This is a genomic window from Methylobacterium sp. 10, assembly GCF_000519085.1.
In the GTDB taxonomy this organism is placed as follows: domain Bacteria; phylum Pseudomonadota; class Alphaproteobacteria; order Rhizobiales; family Beijerinckiaceae; genus Methylobacterium.
The window spans coordinates 3,819,605-3,840,879 of record NZ_KI912577.1 but is presented as its reverse complement, the minus strand read 5'-3'; the positions used below and the strand labels follow the sequence as shown (position 1 = coordinate 3,840,879).

The 21,275-nt window shown below is 69.2% G+C and carries 21 protein-coding genes; 13 read left to right on the top strand and 8 right to left on the bottom strand.

From position 1 onward, the window contains the following. Positions 1 to 91: 91 nt before the first annotated feature. Positions 92 to 1,078: a YVTN family beta-propeller repeat protein gene (locus K368_RS0118110; protein WP_027173555.1), complete on the bottom strand. Its 987-nt coding sequence runs from the start codon at positions 1,076 to 1,078 to the stop codon at positions 92 to 94. A gap of 118 nt (positions 1,079 to 1,196) precedes the next feature. After that, complete coding sequence (locus K368_RS0118105) at positions 1,197 to 2,447, bottom strand: ABC transporter substrate-binding protein (protein ID WP_027173554.1); 1,251 nt, start codon at positions 2,445 to 2,447, stop codon at positions 1,197 to 1,199. Positions 2,448 to 2,770: 323 nt separating this feature from the next. Between K368_RS0118105 and K368_RS0118100 the strand changes: the two genes are divergently transcribed. The 7 genes from K368_RS0118100 (at position 2,771) to K368_RS0118070 (ending at position 8,378) form a co-directional block, all read left to right on the top strand. Next, positions 2,771 to 3,241 (top strand): DUF3280 domain-containing protein, encoded by a 471-nt coding sequence (locus tag K368_RS0118100; protein ID WP_051440086.1) that lies wholly within the window; start codon positions 2,771 to 2,773, stop codon positions 3,239 to 3,241. A 35-nt stretch (positions 3,242 to 3,276) separates the two neighbouring features. Next, positions 3,277 to 3,984 (top strand): (5-formylfuran-3-yl)methyl phosphate synthase, encoded by a 708-nt coding sequence (locus K368_RS0118095; protein ID WP_027173552.1) that lies wholly within the window; start codon positions 3,277 to 3,279, stop codon positions 3,982 to 3,984. Next, complete coding sequence (locus K368_RS0118090) at positions 3,981 to 4,559, top strand: uridylate kinase (RefSeq protein WP_027173551.1); 579 nt, start codon at positions 3,981 to 3,983, stop codon at positions 4,557 to 4,559. Before K368_RS0118095 ends, K368_RS0118090 begins: the two co-directional genes overlap by 4 nt. After that, the gene (locus tag K368_RS0118085; protein WP_027173550.1) at positions 4,556 to 6,112 is read left to right on the top strand and encodes a DUF6513 domain-containing protein; all 1,557 of its coding nucleotides are present in this window, start codon (positions 4,556 to 4,558) and stop codon (positions 6,110 to 6,112) included. The genes K368_RS0118090 and K368_RS0118085 overlap by 4 nt, the downstream gene beginning before the upstream one ends. Before the next feature lie 4 nt (positions 6,113 to 6,116). Then, positions 6,117 to 6,713 (top strand): DUF447 domain-containing protein, encoded by a 597-nt coding sequence (locus tag K368_RS0118080; protein WP_027173549.1) that lies wholly within the window; start codon positions 6,117 to 6,119, stop codon positions 6,711 to 6,713. A gap of 28 nt (positions 6,714 to 6,741) precedes the next feature. Beyond that, positions 6,742 to 7,272 (top strand): SRPBCC family protein, encoded by a 531-nt coding sequence (locus K368_RS0118075; protein WP_027173548.1) that lies wholly within the window; start codon positions 6,742 to 6,744, stop codon positions 7,270 to 7,272. Between the two features lie 176 nt (positions 7,273 to 7,448). Continuing rightward, the gene (locus K368_RS0118070; RefSeq protein WP_027173547.1) at positions 7,449 to 8,378 is read left to right on the top strand and encodes a beta-propeller fold lactonase family protein; all 930 of its coding nucleotides are present in this window, start codon (positions 7,449 to 7,451) and stop codon (positions 8,376 to 8,378) included. 191 nt (positions 8,379 to 8,569) lie between these two features. Here K368_RS0118070 and dprA read toward each other — a convergent pair whose 3' ends face one another. The 6 genes from dprA to K368_RS0118040 form a co-directional block, all read right to left on the bottom strand. After that, positions 8,570 to 9,760, bottom strand: a complete 1,191-nt coding sequence (gene dprA, locus K368_RS0118065) for a DNA-processing protein DprA (RefSeq protein ID WP_027173546.1) — start codon at positions 9,758 to 9,760, stop codon at positions 8,570 to 8,572. Positions 9,761 to 9,791: 31 nt separating this feature from the next. Then, on the bottom strand, positions 9,792 to 10,400 hold the full coding sequence (plsY, locus tag K368_RS0118060; RefSeq protein WP_027173545.1) for a glycerol-3-phosphate 1-O-acyltransferase PlsY: 609 nt from the start codon (positions 10,398 to 10,400) through the stop codon (positions 9,792 to 9,794). Continuing rightward, positions 10,397 to 11,704, bottom strand: a complete 1,308-nt coding sequence (locus K368_RS0118055) for a dihydroorotase (protein ID WP_036267134.1) — start codon at positions 11,702 to 11,704, stop codon at positions 10,397 to 10,399. Before K368_RS0118055 ends, plsY begins: the two co-directional genes overlap by 4 nt. An 88-nt stretch (positions 11,705 to 11,792) precedes the next feature. Beyond that, on the bottom strand, positions 11,793 to 12,083 hold the full coding sequence (locus tag K368_RS0118050; protein WP_027173543.1) for a type II toxin-antitoxin system HicB family antitoxin: 291 nt from the start codon (positions 12,081 to 12,083) through the stop codon (positions 11,793 to 11,795). Positions 12,084 to 12,096: 13 nt separating this feature from the next. Then, on the bottom strand, positions 12,097 to 12,303 hold the full coding sequence (locus K368_RS0118045; RefSeq protein ID WP_197031035.1) for a type II toxin-antitoxin system HicA family toxin: 207 nt from the start codon (positions 12,301 to 12,303) through the stop codon (positions 12,097 to 12,099). A gap of 13 nt (positions 12,304 to 12,316) precedes the next feature. Beyond that, the gene (locus K368_RS0118040) at positions 12,317 to 13,261 is read right to left on the bottom strand and encodes an aspartate carbamoyltransferase catalytic subunit (RefSeq protein WP_027173541.1); all 945 of its coding nucleotides are present in this window, start codon (positions 13,259 to 13,261) and stop codon (positions 12,317 to 12,319) included. Between the two features lie 257 nt (positions 13,262 to 13,518). On the opposite strand from K368_RS0118040, the gene K368_RS0118035 reads away from it, so the two are divergent. From K368_RS0118035 to K368_RS0118010, 6 genes are all read left to right on the top strand, one after another. Further along, a complete protein-coding gene (locus K368_RS0118035) occupies positions 13,519 to 14,406 on the top strand; it encodes a cytochrome b/b6 domain-containing protein (protein WP_027173540.1) in 888 nt (295 codons plus the stop codon). Beyond that, positions 14,403 to 15,236 (top strand): molybdopterin-binding protein, encoded by an 834-nt coding sequence (locus K368_RS0118030; RefSeq protein WP_027173539.1) that lies wholly within the window; start codon positions 14,403 to 14,405, stop codon positions 15,234 to 15,236. Before K368_RS0118035 ends, K368_RS0118030 begins: the two co-directional genes overlap by 4 nt. 209 nt (positions 15,237 to 15,445) lie before the next feature. Next, positions 15,446 to 18,172, top strand: coding sequence for a type I DNA topoisomerase (gene topA, locus K368_RS0118025; protein WP_027173538.1), 2,727 nt, complete (start codon positions 15,446 to 15,448; stop codon positions 18,170 to 18,172). 372 nt (positions 18,173 to 18,544) lie between these two features. Further along, entirely contained in the window at positions 18,545 to 18,751 is a 207-nt protein-coding gene (locus K368_RS0118020) for a hypothetical protein (protein ID WP_027173537.1), read from the top strand. Between the two features lie 92 nt (positions 18,752 to 18,843). Beyond that, entirely contained in the window at positions 18,844 to 20,457 is a 1,614-nt protein-coding gene (locus K368_RS0118015; protein ID WP_027173536.1) for a HAMP domain-containing sensor histidine kinase, read from the top strand. Beyond that, positions 20,454 to 21,158 (top strand): response regulator transcription factor, encoded by a 705-nt coding sequence (locus K368_RS0118010; protein WP_027173535.1) that lies wholly within the window; start codon positions 20,454 to 20,456, stop codon positions 21,156 to 21,158. The genes K368_RS0118015 and K368_RS0118010 overlap by 4 nt, the downstream gene beginning before the upstream one ends. Positions 21,159 to 21,275 lie beyond the last annotated feature (117 nt).

Genomic DNA, 21,275 nt, shown 5'->3' with positions numbered 1-21,275 from the left:
AGGAGGTAGGGGTGGCTGAATGACCCTCTGCGGAGGCAGGCGGAACCACCCCCACCCTGGCCCTCCCCACAAGGGGGAGGGACAATGCTCCTCAATTCGGCGACACCGCCACGCCCCACGGCAGCAATCCCACCGGGATGCTCTTGATCACCTTGTCCGCCTCCACATCCACCACCGAGACGTCGTTGGACGAGCCGTTGGTGGAGAACAGGAACTTCTGGTCCGGGGTGAAGGCGAGCTGCCAGACCCGCTGTCCCACGGGCAGATACTTCTGAACCTCGTAGGTTTTGGCGTCGATCACCGCGATGCGGTTGGCGGGGCCGAGCGCCGCGAAGGCCTTGGTGCCGTCCTTGGTGATGCGGATGCCCACGGGCTGGATCGCCTCGTCGTTCACGCCGGGAATCTTGAAGGTGATCTTCTTGACCACCCGCCGCGCGGCGACGTCGATGATGCTGATCGTACCGCCGACCTCGGCCGAGACCCAGAGGAACTTGCCGTCCGAGGTGAACTCGGCGAAGCGCGGACGGGCATCCACCAGCACGTTGTCGATCACCTGGAACGTGGTGGTGTCGATGAAATGCGCCATGTTGGTGGTCTCGGAGGTGTTCACCAGGATCTTGCCGTCCGGCGACAGGCCCATCCCCTCCGGCTCCACGCCCACGGGCACCTCGGCCAACACCTTGTTCTTCTCGATGTCGATGACCGTGACCTGACTGTCGTCCTCGTTGGCGACGTAGAGCGGGTTGCCGCCCGGTCCCAGGATGAACTGCTCCGGATCGGGGCCGGAGCGGAGAGACCGCACCACCTTTCCGGTGGCGGTGTCGAGCACGTCGATGCGGTCGTCGTCGCTGGCGCAGACGAACAGCTCCTTGCCGTCCTTGCTCGTCGTCACCCCGCGCGGGCGCCGGCCGACCTTCCAGGTGCCGGTGACGGCCATCGTCGCCGTGTCGATGACGCTGACGGAGTTGCCCTTCTCGTTGGTCACGTAGACCGTGTAGGCCTGCGCGGAGGCGCCCAGCGCCATCGTCGCACCGACGATGGCGGCGACACTCACGCCTGCCTTGAAGCCGCGGCTCATTCCGTTGTCTCCCTGGGGCATCGCTTCTATGCGCGATTGTCCGTGATTATAGTGCAGTTTGTCCCCACGGGGAGCGCACGAGTGCCTGCGGAACGCAAGCGCGTTGCCGCAGGTCCGTTCAAGAAAATTTGCAGGCCGTCTCGGGAAGGTCGGTGCCGAGGGTGTCCAGCGGGGTGCGCTGGTGGGTGAAACCCTGTTCGGGCGCCACGGTGACCATGGCTTTGGGCTGCACCACGATGATCGGCTGGCGCAGCTGATGGTCCCACGGCCGGTAGGTGAGGGACACGCCCTTGTAGGCGGGCAGGCTGAAGGCCGGGTCGGCGAAGTAGGGTGCGAGCACGGCCGGGTCGGCGGTCTTCTTCTGCGTTGCCGCCTCCCCCACCGAGCGCACCGCCGCCCAGACCTGGTAATCGAGGGGCCGCATCAGCCGGCCGGCGAGGCGCCGGAAGCGGTTCTGCGCCTGCGCCGCCCCCCAGGTCTCCAGGGTCGGGTGCCAGGTGGTGGCGATGAGACCCTGCGTGCCCCCGACCGGGCGGGGATCCACGGTGCGGAAAGGGACGTAGTCGCCCCAATCGTTGGCCTCGTCGGCGACGATGGCGAAGTCGTAGTCGACGCCGCGGGTGAAGACCATCGCCTCCGAGCGGGTCGGCGTGTCGCCCCGCGCCTTGGCCAGAGGGCCGAAGGTCCAGGGCTTCTCGGCGGTGATCTTCAGGGAGAACTTCTTCGCCGAGGTCCGGAACGCGTCGGCATAGAGCTTGTCGCTGTCGTTGGGGCCGGTGATCAGGAACATCTTGCGCCAGCGCATCAGCGTGAAGAACTGCGCCAGCGCATCGGTCTGCATCGCCCGGCTCGGGATCACGTGGAAGACGTTCCTGCGGCAATCGGCGCCGCGCAGGCGGTCGTCGGGGGCGGCGGTGTTGAAGATCGTCACCTCGTTCCCCTTGCCCTCCCCCTTCACCGCGTCGGCGACCGCCAGGACGTCGTTCGCCGGCAGTGCCAGGACGATGTAGCGGATCCCCTTGCCCACGAGGTCGCGGGCGGCGTCGACGGCACTCTTGCCCTCCGTGAGGGCGACCTCGTCGAGGGCGTAGGTCTGCTTGGTGAAGCGGCCGGTCGTGTTGTTGTCCTTCACCGCCATGCGGGCGCCGGCGACGCCCTCATCCTCCGGCGCGGCCTCCGCGTCGTAGGAGGACGGCGCGATCTCGGGCCGGTAGATCAGGCCGATATGGGTGTCGCCCGAGGAGCCCTCGGCGGCTTGCGCGGAGGCTGCCGGTTCCTGCGCCCGGAGACCGGTCGCGGTGAGGGAGGCGCCGGACATCCCCAACATGAGGGCGAGGGCGGCGGAGGAGATCGGGAGCGATGCTGTCATGGGAGCGGCACGCTAACACCATTGCGCGGGCGCTCAATCCCCGGATTCATAAGGATATTCTAAGCGCTTCCGCCGGTGCGGCGGGGTCTCCCGCGATATCCGGATCGGCCTCGACCGGATTGCGAGACGTGATGGGACGGGTTTGCGCGTCTTGATGGTTTGCGCGTCTTGCCAAATCCGGGCACTGCTCGACTTGGAAGGAAGCGGCGCATGGAGGTCCATCGCCGTATCGATCGTGACGCAGGTTCGCCATGGCCCCCATCGCCTCCTTCCTTGTCGCCATTGGACGCGCCGGCCTGACCGGTCTGGCGCTGGTCTCGGGGATGGTCCTTCCGGCCCTCGCCGCCCCCGACAAGGCGGCGATCTTCGGGATCGAGCTCAACGATCCGGGCGTGGTCGGCGGCCGCAAGGCCCGGCCGGACGAAGCCCGACGCCTCGCCCTGGTCACGGAGGAGCTCCGCAAGGCGCTCACCGCCGGCAATGCGGTGGAGGTCGTGGACGTGGCGCCCCAGGCCGCCGAGATCGCCAAGCAGGCGCCCCTCTTCAAATGCGAGGGCTGCGCCGCCACCATCGCCAAGAGCCTCGGGGCCGATCTCGCCGTGAACGGCTTCGTGGAGAAGGGCTCCAACCAGATCTTCAACCTCTACGTCATCATCTCGGACGCTGCCTCCGGCAAGGTCGTGCGGGCTGGACAGGTGGTGATCCGGGCCGATACCGACGACACATGGGCCCATGCCATGCGATGGGTGGTCAAGAACCGTCTCCTGGCCGAACCCTTGCCCAACCGATCCTGAGTCTCCCGTTGCCCCATCATTCCGTGTCGAAGCCGATGTCATCCGATCTGCGCGCGCGTCCCCGCCTCCTCGTCAGCGTCCGCGACGCGGACGAAGCCGTGATGGCGACGCGGGCGGGCGCCGACCTCGTCGATGCCAAGGATCCTGTCCGGGGCGCGCTCGGAGCGCTCCCCGTCGAGACGGTCCGGGCGATCGTGGAGGCCATCGCGGACGAGGCCGTCAGCAGCGCGGTGGCCGGCGAACCGCAGGACGCCGCTTCCCTACCCGGATCGGTGGCGGCGATGGCCGGGACCGGCATCGGCTACGTCAAGGTCGCCGTGCGGCCGGACTTCGACGACGACGCCCTCGCGGCTGCGGCGCAGGCAGCCCCCGGCCGCCTGATCGCGGTCCTCTTCGCCGGAGCACCGATGCCGGACGACCTCGTCGGCCGCCTCGCCGGGGCGGGCTTCGCCGGGGTGATGATCGACACCGCCGCCAAGGACGGCCGGCGCCTCACCGACCTCCTGCCCGCCCCTCGCCTTTCGGCCTTCACCGCCGACGCCCGCAGCCACGGCCTGCTCTCCGGCCTCGCGGGATCGCTGGCGATCGCCGACATTGCCGTCCTCGCCGCGTACCGGCCGGATTATCTCGGCTTTCGCGGCGGCCTCTGCTTCGGGAGCGACCGGACGCGCGGCCTCGACGCGGAGCGCGTGGCCCTGGCCGTGCAGACCCTTCGCGGGCTCGACCGGCGGAACGCGGCGTGACGGGCGCGCCTCCCACCATCGTGAAGCTCGGCGGCAGCCTCGTCTCGGACGCGGCGCGGCTCGGACGCCTTCTCGCGGCACTGGCGGATGGCGGCGAGGGCCGCTGCGTCGTCGTGCCGGGCGGCGGCCCGTTCGCCGACGCGGTGCGTCAGGCCCAGGGGCAACTGGGCTTCTCGGACGCCCTCGCCCACCGCCTCGCCCTCGATTGCATGGGCCGGATGGCGGAGGTGCTTTCGGAGTGCGAGCCGCGCCTCGCCATCGTGCGCAGCGTGATGGAAGCCCGCTCGGCCGAGGCGCCCATCATCTGGGACCCTGTCGCGCTGAAAGACGGGCACCCTTCTATCCGCGAGTCCTGGGACGTCACCTCCGACAGCCTCGCCCTCTGGCTCGCCACCGAACTCGAGGCGCCCCGCTGCATCCTGGTGAAATCCATCGATCGCCCGACGGGTGCGAGTCTGTCCGATCTCGCCCGGATGGGGATGGTCGATGCGGCCTTCCCCGGTTTCGCCGCGTCCTACGCTGGCGAGATCGTGATCCGGGGGCCGGACGCGGACATCGTAAGGGCTGCCGCGTGAGCGCGCCCGAGCATCTCGTCTTCATCACCGGCCGGATGGCGAAGGCGCGCCTGGAGAAGGTCGCGTCCACGCTGCCCACCGAGCGCTTCGCCTGGAGCATCGCCGATGCCGGGGTGAAGGTCGCAGCGCTCATGACCGAGGAGATCATCCGCCGCCGGGTGACGATCCCCGAGGGTGCCACCCGCATCGTCCTGCCGGGCCGCTGCCGCGCCAATCCGGAGGCGCTCGCCGAGCATTTCGGTCTGCCGGTGGAACGCGGGCCGGACGAGGTGGTGGACCTGCCGGCCTATCTCGGCCTCGCGGGACGCAAGGTCGATCTCTCGCGGCATGATCTGCGCATCTTCTCCGAGATCGTCGACGCCTCCAAGATGACTCCTGACCAGATCCTGGCGAAGGGCCTCGACCTCGCCCGGCGCGGCGCGGACGTGATCGACCTCGGCGGCCTGCCCGACACCGAGTTCCCGCATCTCGAAGAGTGCGTGCGCCTCCTGAAGGGGGCGGGGCTGAAGGTCAGCGTCGATTCCTTCTCCCTCGACGAGCTGACCCGCGGGGCGAAGGCCGGGGCCGATTATCTCCTCAGCCTCAATGAGGAGACCCTGGACCTCGCCTTCGAGACCGATGCGGTGCCGATCCTGGTGCCGGTGCGGCCGGATGACCTGCCCTCCCTCGACCGGGCCATCGAGCGCATGGAAAAGGCCGGCCGGCCCTACATGGCCGACCCGATCCTCGAGCCGATCCATTTCGGCTTCGTCGAATCGATCACGCGCTATCACGAGACGCGCAAGCGCTGGCCCGGCATCGAGATGATGATGGGCACCGGCAACCTCACCGAACTCACCGAGGCCGACAGCCTCGGCGTCACCACCCTCCTCGTGGGCATGTGCTCGGAACTGTCGATCCGCAACGTCCTCATCGTGCAGGTCTCCAACCACACCCGGCGCACGGTGGAGGAGCACGACGCCGCCCGCCGGGTGATGTTCGCGGCAAAGGCCGAGTCCGCCCTGCCCAAGGGCTACGGACGCCAGTTGCTGGCCTTGCACGACAAGCGCCCCTTCGTGCAGACCCCGGAGGAGATCGCGGCCCAGGCGGCGGAGGTGCGCGACCCGAACTACCGCATCGCGGTGGCCGAGGACGGCATCCACGCCTTCAACCGCGACGTCCACACGATCGGCACCGATGCGATGGCGTTCTTTCCCGATCTCGACGTCGCCGCCGACGGGGCTCACGCCTTCTATCTCGGCGGCGAATTGACCAAGGCCGAGACGGCCTGGCGCCTCGGCAAGCGCTACGTCCAGGACGAGCCCCTGCGCTGGGGCGTCGCCGCCGACGAGGAGGTCGAGGACACCACCGCCTTCAAGAAGGCGGGGCATACCAAGCATTCCGGCCCCGGCGGCGCGGAGCGCGCCGCCCGCGACGCGACGCCCGTGGAGGCCGATGCCGGCAAGCCCGAAGTGGTGGAATCCGGCGAGGCCGGCTCCATCGAGACCGAGGCCACGGGCGACAGGGGCGTGCGCATTGTCTGCGGCAAGCTCGTTCCCGCCGGCGAGTCTTGATCCGATGCCGCTGATCCTCGAGACCATCGTTACCACCACCTCGCCCGCGGGCGACCTGCATCTCGTGCCCTTCGGCCTGATCCGCGAGGGCGAGGACTGGGTGCTCGCCCCGTTCCGGCCCTCCCCCACCATCCTCAACCTCGATGCCAACCCGGTCTTCGCCGCGTCGAGCCCGAGCGACGTGCGGGTGATCGCCGGGGCGGTTACCGGGCGGCGCGACTGGGCGACCCTGCCCTGCGACCGCATCCCGGGCCGGCGTCTCGCCGAGAGCTTCGGCCATGCCGAGTTCGAGGTGATCGCTGTGGAGGACGATGCGACGCGCCCGCGCTACCGTGCCCGCATGGTACACAGCGCCAGCCATATGCCGTTCTTCGGCTACAACCGCGCTCAAGCTGCGGTGCTGGAGGCGGCGATCCTGTCGACGCGCCTGCACATGCTGGAGCCGGACAAGATCCTGACGGAGATGCGCTACCACGCCATCGCGATATCCAAGACAGCCGGGCCCGCCGAGCGCGAGGCCTGGGACTGGATCGAGGACAAGGTCGCCGCAGCCCTCGGGCGCGACGAGCCGGTTCTCGCACGAGCCCCCCAAGCACCCTAGAAGGTGCGTTCCCGAGGAGACAGGGTTGATGAGATTCAAGACGCTGGCCGCCGTGGCGGCGCTCGCCACGGTATCCTACGCGGCGCAGGCCCATGGCCCGACCCGCCAGAAGGTCTCCCAGACCATCGAGATCAACGCCCCGGCCGACAAGGTCTGGGCCGTGCTCGGCAATTTCCAGGATGGCAGCTGGATCCCGGTCGTCGAGAAGACCGAGGGCAAGGGCGGCAACGAGGTCAAGGCCAGCCGCGTCCTGACCCTCAAGGGCGGCGCCACGGTCGAGGAAGAGCTCGCCAAATACGACGCCGAGAAGAAGACCTACATGTACCGGATCACCAAGGTGGACGTGAAGACGCTGCCGGTGAACGACTATTCCTCGACCATTGAGGTCGAGGGCGACGGCGCCAAGTCCAAGGTGACCTGGCGCGGTGCGTTCTACCGTGGCTACATGAACAACGATCCGCCGCCGGACCTGAACGACGATGCCTCCAAGGCGGCGGTCCTCGGCCTCTACAAGGCCGGCCTGGATAACGTGAAGGCCAAGGCCGAGAAGGGCTCTTGAGCCTGTTTTACCCTAGAGCCTCGGATCCGGCGGCTCGCACCGGACCGAGTGGTGACGCGCTCCTCCCTCCCCCTTGTGGGGAGGGACCGAGGGTGGGGGTGCTTCCGCCAGCCTCCGCTGCAGGAGGGTCTCTCAACCACCCCCACCTCCAACTCCTCCCCACAAGGGGGAGGAGGGTGGCGCAGGTCATCGCTCTGCTCCTCACCCTGCACACCGCGTCCGCCCGCGCCGACGAGGCCCTAATCACGGCGCAGGGGGCCAACATCCTCGCGGTGGTCGATCTCGACACGCAGGTCGTCACCGCGCAGATCCCGGTGGACGGCGCGCCCGCCGGCATCGCCCTGTCGCCCGATCGCAAGACCGCCTACGTCACCCGCCCCGAGGGCCACGGCCTCGCCATCGTCGATCTCGACACCCGCGCGGTGACGGGCACCCTCGATCTGCCCGGCGGCCCGCTCGGAATCGCCGTCAATCCGAAATCCGGCGCGGTCTACGTGGCCGACTGGTACGGCAGCCGGATCTTCGTGGTCTCGGCCGACGGTTCGAAGATCGAGACCGAGATCCAGGTGGGCGCTTCGCCCTCGGGCATCGCGGTGACGCCCGACGGCGCCACGATCCTGGTGGCCAACCGCGAGGGCAATTCCGTCTCCGTGGTCGATACCGCCACCGCCACCGAGACGGTGAAGATCCCCGTGGGCGAGCACCCGTTCGGGATCACCCTCGATGCCACCGGGACGCGCGCCTACACCGCCAACGTCACCTCGAACGACGTCTCCGTTATCGACGTTGCCGGCCGGCGCGAGTTCGGCCGGGTCACCACCGGCGAGCGGCCCTACGTGGTGGCGCTCACCGACACGCGGGGCTTCGTCACCGACCAGTATTCGAACACCGTCACGGTGTTCAACTTGAAGACCCTCACCAACGTCGCGGCCATCGAGGTGGGCGACCACCCGGAGGGTATCGCCGCCTCCCGCGACGGCAGCCGCCTCTACGTGACGAACTGGGGCTCCAACACCCTCGGCGTCATCGACGCGACGACGCTCAAGGTGATCAAGGACATCCCGGTGCCGGACGGCCCGCGCTCGTTCGGGGACTTTTTGCGGTAGGGCGCACATCCCCGCGGGTGGCGCTACTGCATACACACCTTTGCTCTACGGCTATTCCCTCCAACCAAGAGGGTTCGACATGAGGCGAGACGGGCTCCCTCTCCTGAAAGGAGAGGGAGCCCGCGAGCGATGTGTGAACATCGTAGCCCTTGTGGGGAGAGGGACGCGAGAGAGACGGACACCCGTCCTCCCTACGACACCAGCGACACCGCTCCGCTTCCGTGCCGCTCGATCCGGCCGTCGAGTTCGAGTTCCAGAAGCGTCGTCTGGACGATGCGCACGCTGAGCCCCGCCGCGCGGGCGAGGTCGTCGGTGCCGATGGGGGTCGGGCTGAGATAGGCGATGAGGCGGGCGCGGTCGTCGGCGGGTTCCGGCTGTTCCGGTTCCGGCTCCTCGAGCTCCTCCTGCGGCTCGGGGACCGGGCCACCGATCCCGTCGAGCTCGTCCCAGAAGATCGGCGCGTCGGCTAGGTCGGGCCGGTCGAGGGCGAGCTGCCCGCTCTCCTGCTCGAAATCCCCCCGCCCGATCAGCGGCGCAATGGCGGAGGTGACGTGGTCCACGTCCGAGATCAACGTCGCGCCCTGGCGGATGAGGTCGTTGGTGCCCTCGGCGCGCGGGTCGAGGGGCGAGCCCGGCACGGCGAAGACCTCCCTGCCCTGTTCGAGGGCAAAGCGCGCGGTGATGAGCGAGCCCGAGCGCCGCGCGGCCTCCACCACCACGGTGCCGTAGGCAAGGCCGGAGATGATGCGGTTGCGCCGAGGAAAATCCCGGCCGCGCGGCTCCCAGCCCATGGGCATCTCGGCGAGCACCGCGCCGCCGGCATCGAGAATGCCCTCCACCAGGGCCTGATGGTTGGCGGGGTAGATCCGGTCATGGCCGCCGGCGAGCACCGCCACCGTCCCCGAGCTAAGGGACACCTTGTGCGCGCGGGCGTCGATGCCACGCGCCAGCCCCGAGACCACGACGAGGCCGGCCTCCCCGAGACCCCGCGCCAGCCGCTCCGTGAAGGCGAGGCCGGCGGCGGAGGCGTTGCGGGAGCCGACGATGGCGATGGCCGGCCGGGAGAGAATCGCCGCCTGCCCTCGGATCGCGATCAGGGGCGGCGCCGAATCGGCGGCCTGGAGCAGCTTGGGGTAATCGTCCTCGCCCATGGCCACGAGGCGGGCCCCGATCCTGGCCGCGGCCTCCAATTCGGCCTCCGCCTGCGCCCGCGTTACCGGCACGACGCGCTTGACCCCGCGTTTGGCAAGCTCCGGCAGGGCTTCCAACGCCGCGCCGGCGCCACCGAAGCGGTTGATCAGGGTCCGGAAAGTGCGCGGGCCGACGCCCTCGGTGCGGATCAGGCGGAGCCAGTCGAGGCGCTGGGCGGGGTTGAGTTGCATGCCCATGCCCCGGACCTCCCTTGACGGAAGGTCAGCCCTTCTGTCCGATCCGCCCCTCGGAGCCGTCGCGCAGTCGGCGGATGTTGGGAGCGTGCTTCCACCATAGCAGGATCGCGAGCACGAGGAAGAGCAACGCAACCGCAGGCTGTCCCGCCGCCCACAGGACGATGGGCGTCGCGGCGGAGGCGGCGAGCGCCGCCAGGGAGGAGTATTTCAGGGTAAAGGCGAGGCCGAGCCAGATCGCCGCGAAGGCGGCGAGCCCGATGGGGCTGAAGGCGAGGAGCACGCCGAGGAAGGTGGCGACGCCCTTGCCGCCCCTGAACCCGAGCCAGACCGGGAAGAGGTGGCCGAGGAAGGCGCCGAGCCCGGCCGCCAGGGCGGCGCCCTCGCCGAACTGTTTCATGACCAGCACGGCGAGGGTGCCCTTCAGCGCGTCGCCGAGCAGGGTCGCGGCGGCGAGGCTTTTCCGGCCGGTGCGCAGCACGTTGGTGGCGCCGATATTACCCGAGCCGATGGCCCGCACATCGCCGAGGCCGGCGAGGCGGGTGACGATCAGGCCGAACGGGATCGAGCCGGCGAGGTAGCCGCCGGCCAGGCTCGCGAGCAGGAGAGGCCAGCCGGCATCGAGGAGAAGGGTCACGCCGCCGTCTCCGCATCCTGCACGGCTCGAAAAACGATGCGCCCGCCGACCAGGGTCAGCACGGCCGCGCCCTGCAGCCGCGCCTCGTCGAAGGGCGAGTTCTTCGAGCGCGACTTCAGGCGCCGCTTGTCGAGCACGTAGGGCAGGTCGGGATCGATCAGCACCAGATCGGCCGGCGCGCCGACGGCGAGACGTCCGGCCTCACGCCGCAGGATCGCGGCCGGGGTGACGGTGAGGGCCTCCAGCAGGCGCGGCAGCGCCACGTCGCCGGTATGGACGAGGCGGAGCGCCGCGCCGAGCAGGGTCTCGATGCCGAGCGCCCCGTCGGCGGCCTCGGCGAAGGGCAGGCGCTTGGTCTCGACGTCCTGCGGGTTGTGGTCGGAGACGATGACGTCGATCACCCCCTCGTTCAGGGCCTCCACCAGGGCGAGGCGGTCGGTCTCGTGCCGCAGCGGGGGCGAGAGCCGGCAGAAGGTACGGTAATGGCCGATATCCCCCTCGTTGAGGACGAGGTTGTTCACCGAGGCGCCGCAGGTGACGGGCAGGCCGTCGTGCTTGGCCCGCCGCACGATCTCCACCGAATCGGCACAGGAGATCATGGCGGCGTGGTAGCGGCCGCCGGTGAGACGCACGAGGCGGATGTCGCGCTCCAGCATCACCGTCTCGGCCTCCCGCGGGATGCCGACGAGGCCGAGTCGCGAGGCCATCTCGCCCTCGTTCATCACGCCCTCGCCGACGAGGTCGGGTTCCTCCACGTGCTGCATCAGCAGGGCGCCGAAATCGCGGGCATAGGTGAGGGCGCGGCGCATCACCTGGGCGTTGCGCACGGCCTTGAGGCCGTCGGTGAAGACGACGGCTCCCGCCTCCTGCAGGAGGCCGAACTCGGTCATCTCCTGGCCCGCCAGCCCCTTGGTGATGGCGGCGGCGGGCAGGACGGTGACACAGGCCGTGTCACGGGCGCGGCGCAGGACGAAATCGACGATGGCCGGCCCGTCGATGACTGGGTTGGTGTCCGGCATGCAGACGAGGGTGGTGACCCCGCCGGCCGCCGCCGCCGCGCTGGCGCTGGCCAGGGTCTCGCGGTGCTCGGCCCCCGGCTCGCCGACGAAGGCGCGGAGATCCATGAGGCCGGGGCTCAGGACATGCCCGCCGCAATCGACGATCTCGGCGCCCTCGGGGGCGGCGGGTGACGCGCCCCAGGCGATGTCTGCGATGCGGCCGTCGCGGACGAGGATATGCCCCGGCCCCTCGCGGCTCGTGGCCGGATCGAGGAGGCTGGCATTGGCGAGCAGGAGTGGGCGAATGGTCAAAACCCTCCCCCTTCCGCGGAGATTGGGCCGTCGCAGGCAGACTCTGAACCCGGGTCGCCGTCAGGATACATTCGAAGCACCACTAACCTGCTAATCGTTCGAGTTCTGGGACTTGGACGACGATGACCGCATGCCCCAGCGACAATGCCTGCTGTACGTCCGCATCGCTCCGCAGGTCTTCGATAGACCGCGACGGCGGCAGCGCCTCGTTGTCGGCCTGGGCGTCTTCGATCCAGAGCCGCAAGGCCTCCGGCGCCCGATCAAGAGCGATGTCCGCCGTCTCGCCTGCGGTACCGCAGCCGGGCAGGTCGGGAAACCAGATTCCCCACAAGGACCCTGGGTCCTTCTCAAGGATGCCGAGATACCGGATCATCGCTCCATCCCTCTCAGACAAGCCAGCCAGCCGAGCGGGCGATGTTTCGGGCCGCGCCGAGCGGCAGGTCTCCCCGTCCACGCGGCACCGGAATACGCCCTGGCTTCTGCGGATGTTTGTAGACGTCGTGGTCTCCGGTCGCTACCCGCACGGTCCAGCCCTCTCCCTCGAGACGTTTCCGGATGGCCCGGATGTCCAAGTCGAAGGTGCGTGGCGGCATGGGACGCCCCAGCTCACGCGTTCGGCAAATGCGTCGCGAGGGCTTCGAGAACCGCCATGCGGACGGCGACCCCCATCTCCACCTGCTCGCGGATCAGGGATTGCGCCCCGTCGGCGATCTCGGACGAGATCTCGACACCGCGGTTCATGGGGCCGGGATGCATCACCAGGGCGTCGGGGCTCGCCAGGGCCAGCTTCTCGGCGTCGAGGCCGAAATAGCGGAAGTACTCCTTCACCGAGGGCACGAAGGAGCCGTTCATGCGCTCGCGCTGGAGCCGCAGCATCATCACGATGTCGCAGCCCTCGAGGCCCTTGCGCATGTCGGTGAAGACCTCGACGCCGAAGCGCTCGATCCCGGTGGGCAGCAGCGTCGAGGGGCCGATGACCCGCACGCGGGCGCCGAGCGCCTGAAGGAGGATGATGTTGGAGCGGGCGACGCGGGAATGCAGGACGTCGCCGCAGATTGCGACCCGCAGCCCTTCGATCCGCCCCTTGTTGCGGCGGATGGTCAGCGCGTCGAGGAGGGCCTGGGTCGGGTGCTCGTGGGCGCCGTCGCCGGCATTGACCACTGAACAATCGACCTTGCGGGCCAGGAGATGCACGGCGCCGGCCGCGTGGTGGCGCACGACGATGATGTCGGGCCGCATGGCGTTGAGGGTGGCGGCCGTGTCGATGAGGGTCTCGCCCTTCTTCACCGAGGAGGAGGCCACCGACATGTTCATCACGTCGGCGCCGAGACGCTTGCCCGCGAGTTCGAACGAACTCTGGGTCCGGGTCGAGGGCTCGAAGAACAGGTTGATCTGGGTGCGGCCGCGCAGGGTGGTGCGCTTCTTCTCCACCTGGCGGGAGAGCGCCACGGCATCCTCCGCCCGGTCGAGGAGGGCCTCGATGTCGGGGCGGGTCAGCCCCTCGATGCCGAGGAGGTGCCGATGGGGGAAGGAGGCGGGTGCGGCGGTCATTCTGGGACCATGGCTATAGGGAGGTGGATGGGGAGCGGCAAGGAGCCATGGGCCGGGGGGAGACATGGGCCGGGGGGAGACATGGGCCGGGGGGAGACATGGGCCGGGGGGAGACATGGGCCGGGGACCGGTCGCTCGCTGCCGCGCGACGGGGGCGTGTAACCTTTCTACCCCCTGGCTCGTAGTCTCCTCATAGAATGCGTCCTTCCGGCGGGTCCGGATGGGCGCGATTCGTGATCGAGGCCGGAGTCCACCCCTTGGCAGCCAGCACGACGAGACGGTCCGACGAGCGGATCGATACGGTCCGCCGCCGCTGGCATTTCCGTCACCCCCTGGTGATCCGGGCTGCCCATTGGATCAATCTCGCCTGCCTCGCGGTGCTGCTGATGAGCGGGCTGCAGATCTTCAACGCCCATCCCGCCCTGTACTGGGGCTCGGCCTCGACCTTCGACGCGCCGCTCCTCGCCATCACGAACGACGAGACGGCGGAGGGCGCGGCGCGGGGGATCGTCAGGGTCGGCGATCACGCGATCGACACCACCGGCTGGCTCGGCCTCTCCACCGCGCAGGGCCAGAGTACGGGCCGGGCCTTTCCTGCCTGGATCACCCTGCCGGCGAACCAGGACCTCGCCACCGGGCGGCGCTGGCACTTCCTGTTCGCCTGGGCCTTCGTCATCAACGGATTGATCTACCTCATCTACGGCATCGAGAGCGGCCAGCTGCGCCGCCGGATCGTGCCTCGGAGAGACGAGGTCCGGCACCTGGGCGCTTCGATTCGGGAGCACCTCACCCTGACCTTCCCCAAGGGCGATGAGGCCAAGCGCTACAACGTGCTGCAGACGCTGACCTATCTTGTCGTCATCGTCCTCCTCCTGCCAATGATGCTGCTCACGGGCCTCGCCATGTCGCCGGGTTTCAACGCCGTGCTGCCCCTGCCCACCCTGTTCGGCGGGCGGCAATCGGCGCGGACCATCCATTTCATCGTCACGAACCTGCTCGTGCTGTTCACCCTCGTCCATGTGGCGCTCGTGCTGGTCTCCGGCGCCTGGAACAACATGCGGGGCATGGTCACCGGCTGGTTCGTGATCGAGACGACGCGAACCTCCGATCCGGGCAAGACCTTCGATCCGGGGACGATCCGATGAGGCGCGGATTCGACCGTCGCGGCATCCTCACCGGCGCGGCCGGCCTGCTGGGTTCCGCCCTCCTCGGCGGCTGCGACCGCATCGCCGGCAGCGATTGGGGAAGGCGGACGCTGACGCTCGGGGAGGATGCCAACCTGTTCGTGCAGCGCTTGCTGCTGACGCCGACGTCCCTCGCCCACGAGTTCAACGAGGGCGACATCTCGCCCTGGTTCAAGCCGAACGGCACGATCGACCCTCCGGACGAAGGCTACAAGGCCCTGGCGCAGGCCGGGTTCGCGGACTTCAGACTGAGGATCGACGGCCTCGTCGAACAGCCGCAGGAGCTGTCCCTCGCGGACCTGCGTGCCCTGCCCTCCCGGACCCAGATCACGCGGCACGATTGCGTCGAGGGATGGAGCGCCATCGGCAAGTGGACGGGCGTCCCGCTCGGCGAAGTCCTGACCCGGGCGAGGCTGAAGCCGAATGCGCGCTACGTCGTGTTCCATTGCGCCGACACGATGGAGATGGCGGGTGGCGGTCTCGAGGGTGGGGACGTGGCGGAGATAGAGGCCGGCGATGGCGCTCCGAACGGCCGTCCGATCCGGTACTACGAGAGCATCGACCTGACCGACGCCTTCCACCCGCAGACGATCCTGGCCTACGACATGAACGGTAAGCCCCTGCCCGTCTCGAACGGCGCCCCCTTGCGCCTGCGGGTCGAGCGCCAGCTCGGCTACAAGCACGCCAAATACGTCATGCGGATCGAGGTGGCGGACGGCCTGTCCGGGATCGGCGACGGCCAGGGCGGCTATTGGGAGGATCGCGGCTACGAATGGTATGCGGGGATCTGACGGGTACCGCATCTTGCAACGGCACCGCCTCCTCCCGATTTGACAACCCCGCGCCCTTGACCCACTTGTCCCCCGCAAAGCGCCGGGCCGGCCATGGTGCCAGGCCACGTTCGAAGTCTTGCACACAATCTGTGAGTCCCGGTGGGAGAAACCCCGCCGGCTGCGAGTCCCGGCGGCAGCTCGGGCGCTGACGAGAGGCTGATCCGCACATGAAAGTCGTCGTCGTCGAGTCGCCGGCCAAGGCCAAGACGATCAACAAGTATCTCGGCCGCGACTATGAGGTGCTCGCCTCGTTCGGCCATATCCGCGACCTTCCCGCCAAGGACGGCTCCGTCGACCCGGAGGCCGATTTCCGCATGCTGTGGGAGCTCGACGACCGCGGCTCGAAGCGCGTCTCGGAGATCGTCAGGGCACTCAAGGGCGCCGACGGCCTGATCCTCGCCACCGATCCGGATCGCGAGGGCGAGGCCATCTCCTGGCACGTGGTCGAGGCCCTTAACGCCCGCAAGGCGATCAAGGGCATGCCGATCGAGCGCGTGACCTTTAACGCCATCACCAAGGCGGCGGTGGACACCGCCATGCGCAACCCGCGCCAGATCGACCAAGCCCTGGTGGACGCCTATCTGGCGCGCCGAGCGCTGGACTATCTCGTCGGCTTCAACCTCTCGCCGGTCCTGTGGCGCAAGCTGCCGGGCGCCCGTTCGGCCGGCCGCGTCCAGTCCGTGGCGCTTCGCCTCGTCTGCGAGCGCGAGCGCGAAATTGAGACGTTCAAGCCCCGCGAGTACTGGTCGCTGGTGGCGACCCTGGTGACCCAGGACGGCGCCGTGTTCGAGGCGCGTCTCGTGGGTGCCGACGGCAAGCGCATCCAGCGTCTCGACGTCGGCAACGGCGAGGACGCCGCCGCGTTCAAGCGCGACCTCGAACTGGCCACGTTCCAGGTCGGCAGCGTTGAGGCGAAGCCCGCCAAGCGTCACCCCGCCCCGCCCTTCACCACGTCCACGCTCCAGCAGGAGGCCTCGCGCAAGCTCGGGATGGCGCCGGCCCAGACCATGCGGGCGGCGCAGAAACTCTACGAGGGCGTCGAGATCGGCGGCGAGACCGTAGGCCTCATCACCTACATGCGGACCGACGGCGTCGACATGGCCCCCGAGGCCATCGCCGACGCGCGCCGCGTCATCGGCAAGGAATACGGCGAGCGCTATCTCCCCAACGTTCCGCGCCGTTACAGCGCCAAGGCCAAGAACGCGCAGGAGGCCCATGAGGCGGTGCGTCCCACGGATATGAGCCGGCTACCGAAGTCCGTAGCCCGCTATGTGGATGCGGAGCAGGCCAAGCTCTACGACCTGATCTGGACCCGCACGGTGGCGAGCCAGATGGAATCGGCCGAGCTGGAGCGCACCACCGTCGACATCGTCGCCTCCGTTGGCCCTCGCAGGATCGAGTTGCGCGCCACCGGCCAGGTGGTGAAGTTCGACGGCTTCCTCACCCTCTACCAGGAAGGCAAGGATGACGAGGAAGACGAGGACGGCAAGCGCCTGCCGCCCATGAAGGCGGGCGACGCGCTCAAGCGCGAGCGCATCGTCTCGACCCAGCATTTCACCGAACCGCCGCCGCGCTTCTCCGAGGCCAGCCTCGTGAAGCGAATGGAGGAACTCGGCATCGGCCGGCCCTCGACCTATGCCGCCGTGCTGCAGACCCTGCGCGACCGTGAATACGTACGGATCGAGAAGAAGCGCCTGGTGGCTGAGGACAAGGGCCGCCTCGTCACCGGCTTCCTGGAGAGCTTCTTCAAGCGCTATGTGGAGTACGATTTCACCGCCGACCTCGAGACCCAGCTCGACCGGGTCTCCAACGCCGAAATCGACTGGCGCGAGGTGCTGCGCGACTTCTGGCGGGACTTCTCGGCTGCGATCTCCGGCACCAAGGAGCTCCGCGTCACCGAGGTGCTCGATGCCCTGAACGACCTCCTCGGCGCTCATATCTTCCCCGAGAAAGCGGATGGCTCGAACCCCCGCACCTGCCCGACCTGCGGCAGCGGTCAGCTCTCGCTGAAGCTCGGCAAGTTCGGCGCCTTCGTCGGCTGCTCGAACTACCCCGAGTGCAAGTACACCCGCCAACTCGCGGCCAACGCCGTGGAGGGCGAGGGCGACGGCACCTCCGGCGGCGGCCAGCCCGGCACGCGGGTGCTCGGCGACGATCCGGTCACCGGCATGCCTGTTACCTTGCGCGACGGACGCTTCGGTCCCTTCGTCCAGCTTGGTGAAGCCTCCACCGACAAGGAGGCTCCCAAGCCCAAGCGTTCGTCCCTGCCGAAGGGATTGAGCCCCTCCGACGTCGATCTGGAGAAGGCGCTGCGTCTCCTCGCCCTCCCCCGCGAAGTGGCGAGGCACCCCGAGAGCGGTGAACCGATCCTGGCCAATCTCGGCCGGTTCGGTCCTTACGTGCAGCACGGGAAGATGTACGCCAATCTCGGCCGCGACGACGACGTGCTGGAGATCGGCGCCAACCGCGCCATCGACCTCATCGTCGCCAAGGAGCAGGGCGGCGGACGTCGCGGCCCGGCCTCCGACCCCGGCCGGTCGCTCGGCGACCATCCCGAGACCGGCAAGGCCATCGTGGTGAAGTCGGGCAAGTACGGCCCCTACGTCACCGACGGCACCACCAACGCAACGCTGCCCAAGACCCTGGCGGCCGAGGACATCGCCCTGCCCCAGGCCCTCGAACTGATCGCCGCCCGCGAAGCGGCGGGCGGCGGCAAGAAGAAGGCCCCGGCCCGCAAGACTGCGTCGAAGACGACCGCCAAGGCGGGGACGGCAAAGGCTCCCGCCAAGAAGGCGGCGGGGACCAAGGCGGCAGCCGGGACGGCGGCGAAGAGCACGGCGACTGCTGCGAAGACCACCACGGCAAAGAAGCCGGCCGCGCGCAAGAAGGCTTGATCTGTCGACGCGCCTCTCCTCCCCTGGGGTCGAGACCGGCGCAATGGCAGGGCGCATCTCCCTCTCCCCGCAAGCGGGGAGAGGGAGATGCGCCCTGCCATGCCTTCGGTGAGCGCAGGCGAAGCCGGAGCGACGGTGAGGGGGCGCTTCCGGTAGAGGCTCGTCCTGTATCGCCCCCTCTACCCTCGGCTGCCGCCTCGCCGCGCCGACGACGGGGTCGTCGCGGCCCTCTCCCCGCGAGCGGGGATGCGCTCGACGGCCCCGCCTCCGCGACAACCCTTCGCACAAGGGGCCCTACTCCGCTCTTGCGTCCAGCCGCCGGCCTGACGGAGAATTGCCGGATTGTCCTTCCCGGCCCGAGGCTTTCGCCCCATGCTGATCCTGCTCTCCATCTGCCTCGCGGCGCAGCCCTCCCAGTGCAAGGAGGACAGGATATCCTTGTCCTACGAGGCGACGAACCCGTTCATCTGCCTGCGCACCGCGCAGAGCGCGCTCGCCACCTGGCAGGAGAGCCACTCCGAATGGCACGTGACGCGGTGGCGCTGCGCGGCGCGGGAGAGCCTGCCGAAAGACCTTTGAACCGCCCCAGGCCGTGATGGGCCTGGACGCCGGGTCGGATTGCGCTATCGCTCGCCATCGAGGGAACGGCGAGACACGGGCGGCCATACGCGATGCGCTCTCTGAAGGTCCGGTTCGCGCTGCTGCTCGGCGGCGCCGCGTTGCTGGTGATCCTGGCGGCGCTCGGGGTGCTGGGCTCCATCGGCGCGGCCGAGCGCACCATCGACCGGACGCTCGCGGCGCAAGCGCGGCTCGAACTCCTGGTGGAACTGTCCGGCCGCATGACCCAGTACGGCCTCGCCGCGCTAGAGACCGTGAGCAACCCGGACGCTCAGCCCGAAGGGCTTGCCATTGCCCGCACCAATGTCGACCGGGCGCTCGTCGCCGTGGACGAGGCTCTGGGCAAGAGCATCGCCGTCAGCGACAATCCCCTCGACCGGATGCAGTACGCCGCGCGCACGCGGCCGCTGGCCCAGCTCCGCTCCGCCCGCGCCATCCTCGACCGGCAGGTCTCCCAGGTCCTGCGCCAATCCGAGGAGGATCAGCGGCGCAACTCCATACGCGGCGCCCTGAACGGGTTCGGCGCCATGACCGGCCAGCCGCTCTCCTTCCTCATCGAGGTCGAGCGCCGCTCGATGATCGCGGGCTCGGACGAGGCGCGCCAGCTCTCATCGACCCTGCGGATCGCGTCGCTCGCCGCCGTCGTCCTGGCGCTGGCCCTGGTCTTCGTCCTGTACCGGGCGGTGACCCGGCCGACCTTGGCGCGGATCGAGGCGGTGCGGCGGGCGGCGGGGGCCGTCGGGCGCGGTGAGCTCGACACGCGGCTCTCGGTGGCGACGCGGGACGAACTCGGCCTACTGGTGGCGAATTTCAACCGCATGGCCGCGCGCCTCGCCCGGCGGGAAGGGCGGCTCGCTGCCGACCGCGCCGCCCTCGAGGACACGGTGGAGGCGAGGACCACCGACCTGCGCGCCGCCAACGAGCGCCTGGAGGCGGTGGACCGCTCGCGCCGACGCTTCTTCGCCGATGTCAGCCACGAGTTGCGCACGCCGCTCACCGTGATCCTCGGCGAATGCGACATCGCCGCCCGCTCTGCCGGCCGGTCGGGAGTCGATTACGCCCCGGTCTTTGCTACCATCCGCAAGCGGGCCCTGCGCCTCCAGCGCCGCGTCGAGGATCTGCTGCGGGTCGCCCGCTCCGAATCCGGCCAGATCGAGCTCGACCGGCGTGCTGCCAGCGCCGTGGCCATCCTCACCGACGCCGTGGACAGCGCCGCTTCCGAGGCGGTGCGCCGGCGGGTGAGCCTCACCCTCGACCCCGCCCCCCGCGACGCGACGCTTCTCGCCGACCGGGAATGGCTGCGGCAGGTGGTGGAGAGCCTGATCGACAACGCACTGCGGCACGCCACGGGGCTGACTGGGGTCGTGGTCGCCCTTCGCCTCGACGACGGACGATCGGCCGCGATCACCATCACCGATGACGGGCCGGGCTTTCCCGATACCGCCGGAGACCTGTTCGAGCGGTTTCGGCGCGAAGGTGGTTCGGGCGAAACCGGCTTCGGCATCGGCCTGGCACTGGCGCGCTGGGTCACGGAGCGCCATGATGGCACGATCGGCCTCGGGACGGGCGCGGACGGCAGGGGGGCATGCGTGACCCTGGTGCTGCCTGTCCTCGACCTCGTTTCCGGGGACCAGGACGAGACCAAGCGGAAGGAAGGCGTCGCATGACGCGAGTGCTCATCGTAGAGGACGACAGCGACATCCAGGCCATGCTGGCCCGGGGCCTCGAAGCGGAAGGATTTTCGGTGGGGGTGGCTGGCTGCGTCGATGACGCGCTGACTGCCGCCCGCGAGGACGCGCCCGGTGCCGTCGTCCTCGACATCACCTTGCCCGACGGGTCCGGCCACGATGTCTGCCGCTCCCTGCGCGAGGGCGGCTATCCCGGCCCGATCCTGTTCCTCTCCGCCCGTGACGAAGTCCGCGACCGGGCCGAAGGGCTGGCGCTCGGGGCCGACGACTACATCGTGAAGCCCTTCGTCTTCGACGAGCTGCTGGCCCGCCTGCAGACGCATCTCCTGCGCCGCAAGGAATCCGACCAGCCGCGCACCATCGTCACCGCTGGCAAGCTCGTCCTCGATCTCAACATCCGGCAGGTCTCCCTGGGGGATGCGACGGCGCGCCTCACGCCCCGCGAATCGGAGCTGCTCGCCCTGCTGATGGACAAGGCCAACCAGCCGGTGTCCCGCGGCGATATCTTCGACAAGCTCTGGGCAGGCCAGGGCGGCCTGTCGCTGAATGTCGTTGACGTCTACGTGGGTTACCTGCGCACCAAGCTGTCGGATTTCGTCCGCTTCGGCGGCCCGGTCATCGTCACCGTCCGGGGACGGGGCTTCATGCTCGACCTGCGGGGCCAAGATTTCCGCCATTGAGCGCGATGTGCATTCTCGGCGCGTCCTGGGACGATCCGGCAATTTATCGCTTGAAGAGTCCGGCGGAATTGTCGATATAGCTCCCGCGACAGAAATGACTGCGCCGTCAGTGTCTTA

What these genes read in the sequence shown, in the direction of transcription:
- K368_RS0118100 (WP_051440086.1), top strand. Translation starts at nt 2,771, where the DNA reads ATGGTCCTTCCGGCCCTCGCCGCCCCCGACAAGGCGGCGATCTTCGGG.
- K368_RS0118095 (WP_027173552.1), top strand. Translation starts at nt 3,277, where the DNA reads ATGTCATCCGATCTGCGCGCGCGTCCCCGCCTCCTCGTCAGCGTCCGC.
- K368_RS0118040 (WP_027173541.1), bottom strand. Translation starts at nt 13,261, where the DNA reads ATGACCGCCGCACCCGCCTCCTTCCCCCATCGGCACCTCCTCGGCATC.
- dprA (WP_027173546.1), bottom strand. Translation starts at nt 9,760, where the DNA reads ATGCAACTCAACCCCGCCCAGCGCCTCGACTGGCTCCGCCTGATCCGC.
- K368_RS0118010 (WP_027173535.1), top strand. Translation starts at nt 20,454, where the DNA reads ATGACGCGAGTGCTCATCGTAGAGGACGACAGCGACATCCAGGCCATG.
- K368_RS0118105 (WP_027173554.1), bottom strand. Translation starts at nt 2,447, where the DNA reads ATGACAGCATCGCTCCCGATCTCCTCCGCCGCCCTCGCCCTCATGTTG.
- K368_RS0118030 (WP_027173539.1), top strand. Translation starts at nt 14,403, where the DNA reads ATGAGGCGCGGATTCGACCGTCGCGGCATCCTCACCGGCGCGGCCGGC.
- K368_RS0118015 (WP_027173536.1), top strand. Translation starts at nt 18,844, where the DNA reads ATGCGCTCTCTGAAGGTCCGGTTCGCGCTGCTGCTCGGCGGCGCCGCG.
- K368_RS0118045 (WP_197031035.1), bottom strand. Translation starts at nt 12,303, where the DNA reads ATGCCGCCACGCACCTTCGACTTGGACATCCGGGCCATCCGGAAACGT.
- K368_RS0118075 (WP_027173548.1), top strand. Translation starts at nt 6,742, where the DNA reads ATGAGATTCAAGACGCTGGCCGCCGTGGCGGCGCTCGCCACGGTATCC.
- K368_RS0118080 (WP_027173549.1), top strand. Translation starts at nt 6,117, where the DNA reads ATGCCGCTGATCCTCGAGACCATCGTTACCACCACCTCGCCCGCGGGC.
- topA (WP_027173538.1), top strand. Translation starts at nt 15,446, where the DNA reads ATGAAAGTCGTCGTCGTCGAGTCGCCGGCCAAGGCCAAGACGATCAAC.
- K368_RS0118020 (WP_027173537.1), top strand. Translation starts at nt 18,545, where the DNA reads ATGCTGATCCTGCTCTCCATCTGCCTCGCGGCGCAGCCCTCCCAGTGC.
- K368_RS0118050 (WP_027173543.1), bottom strand. Translation starts at nt 12,083, where the DNA reads ATGATCCGGTATCTCGGCATCCTTGAGAAGGACCCAGGGTCCTTGTGG.
- K368_RS0118110 (WP_027173555.1), bottom strand. Translation starts at nt 1,078, where the DNA reads ATGAGCCGCGGCTTCAAGGCAGGCGTGAGTGTCGCCGCCATCGTCGGT.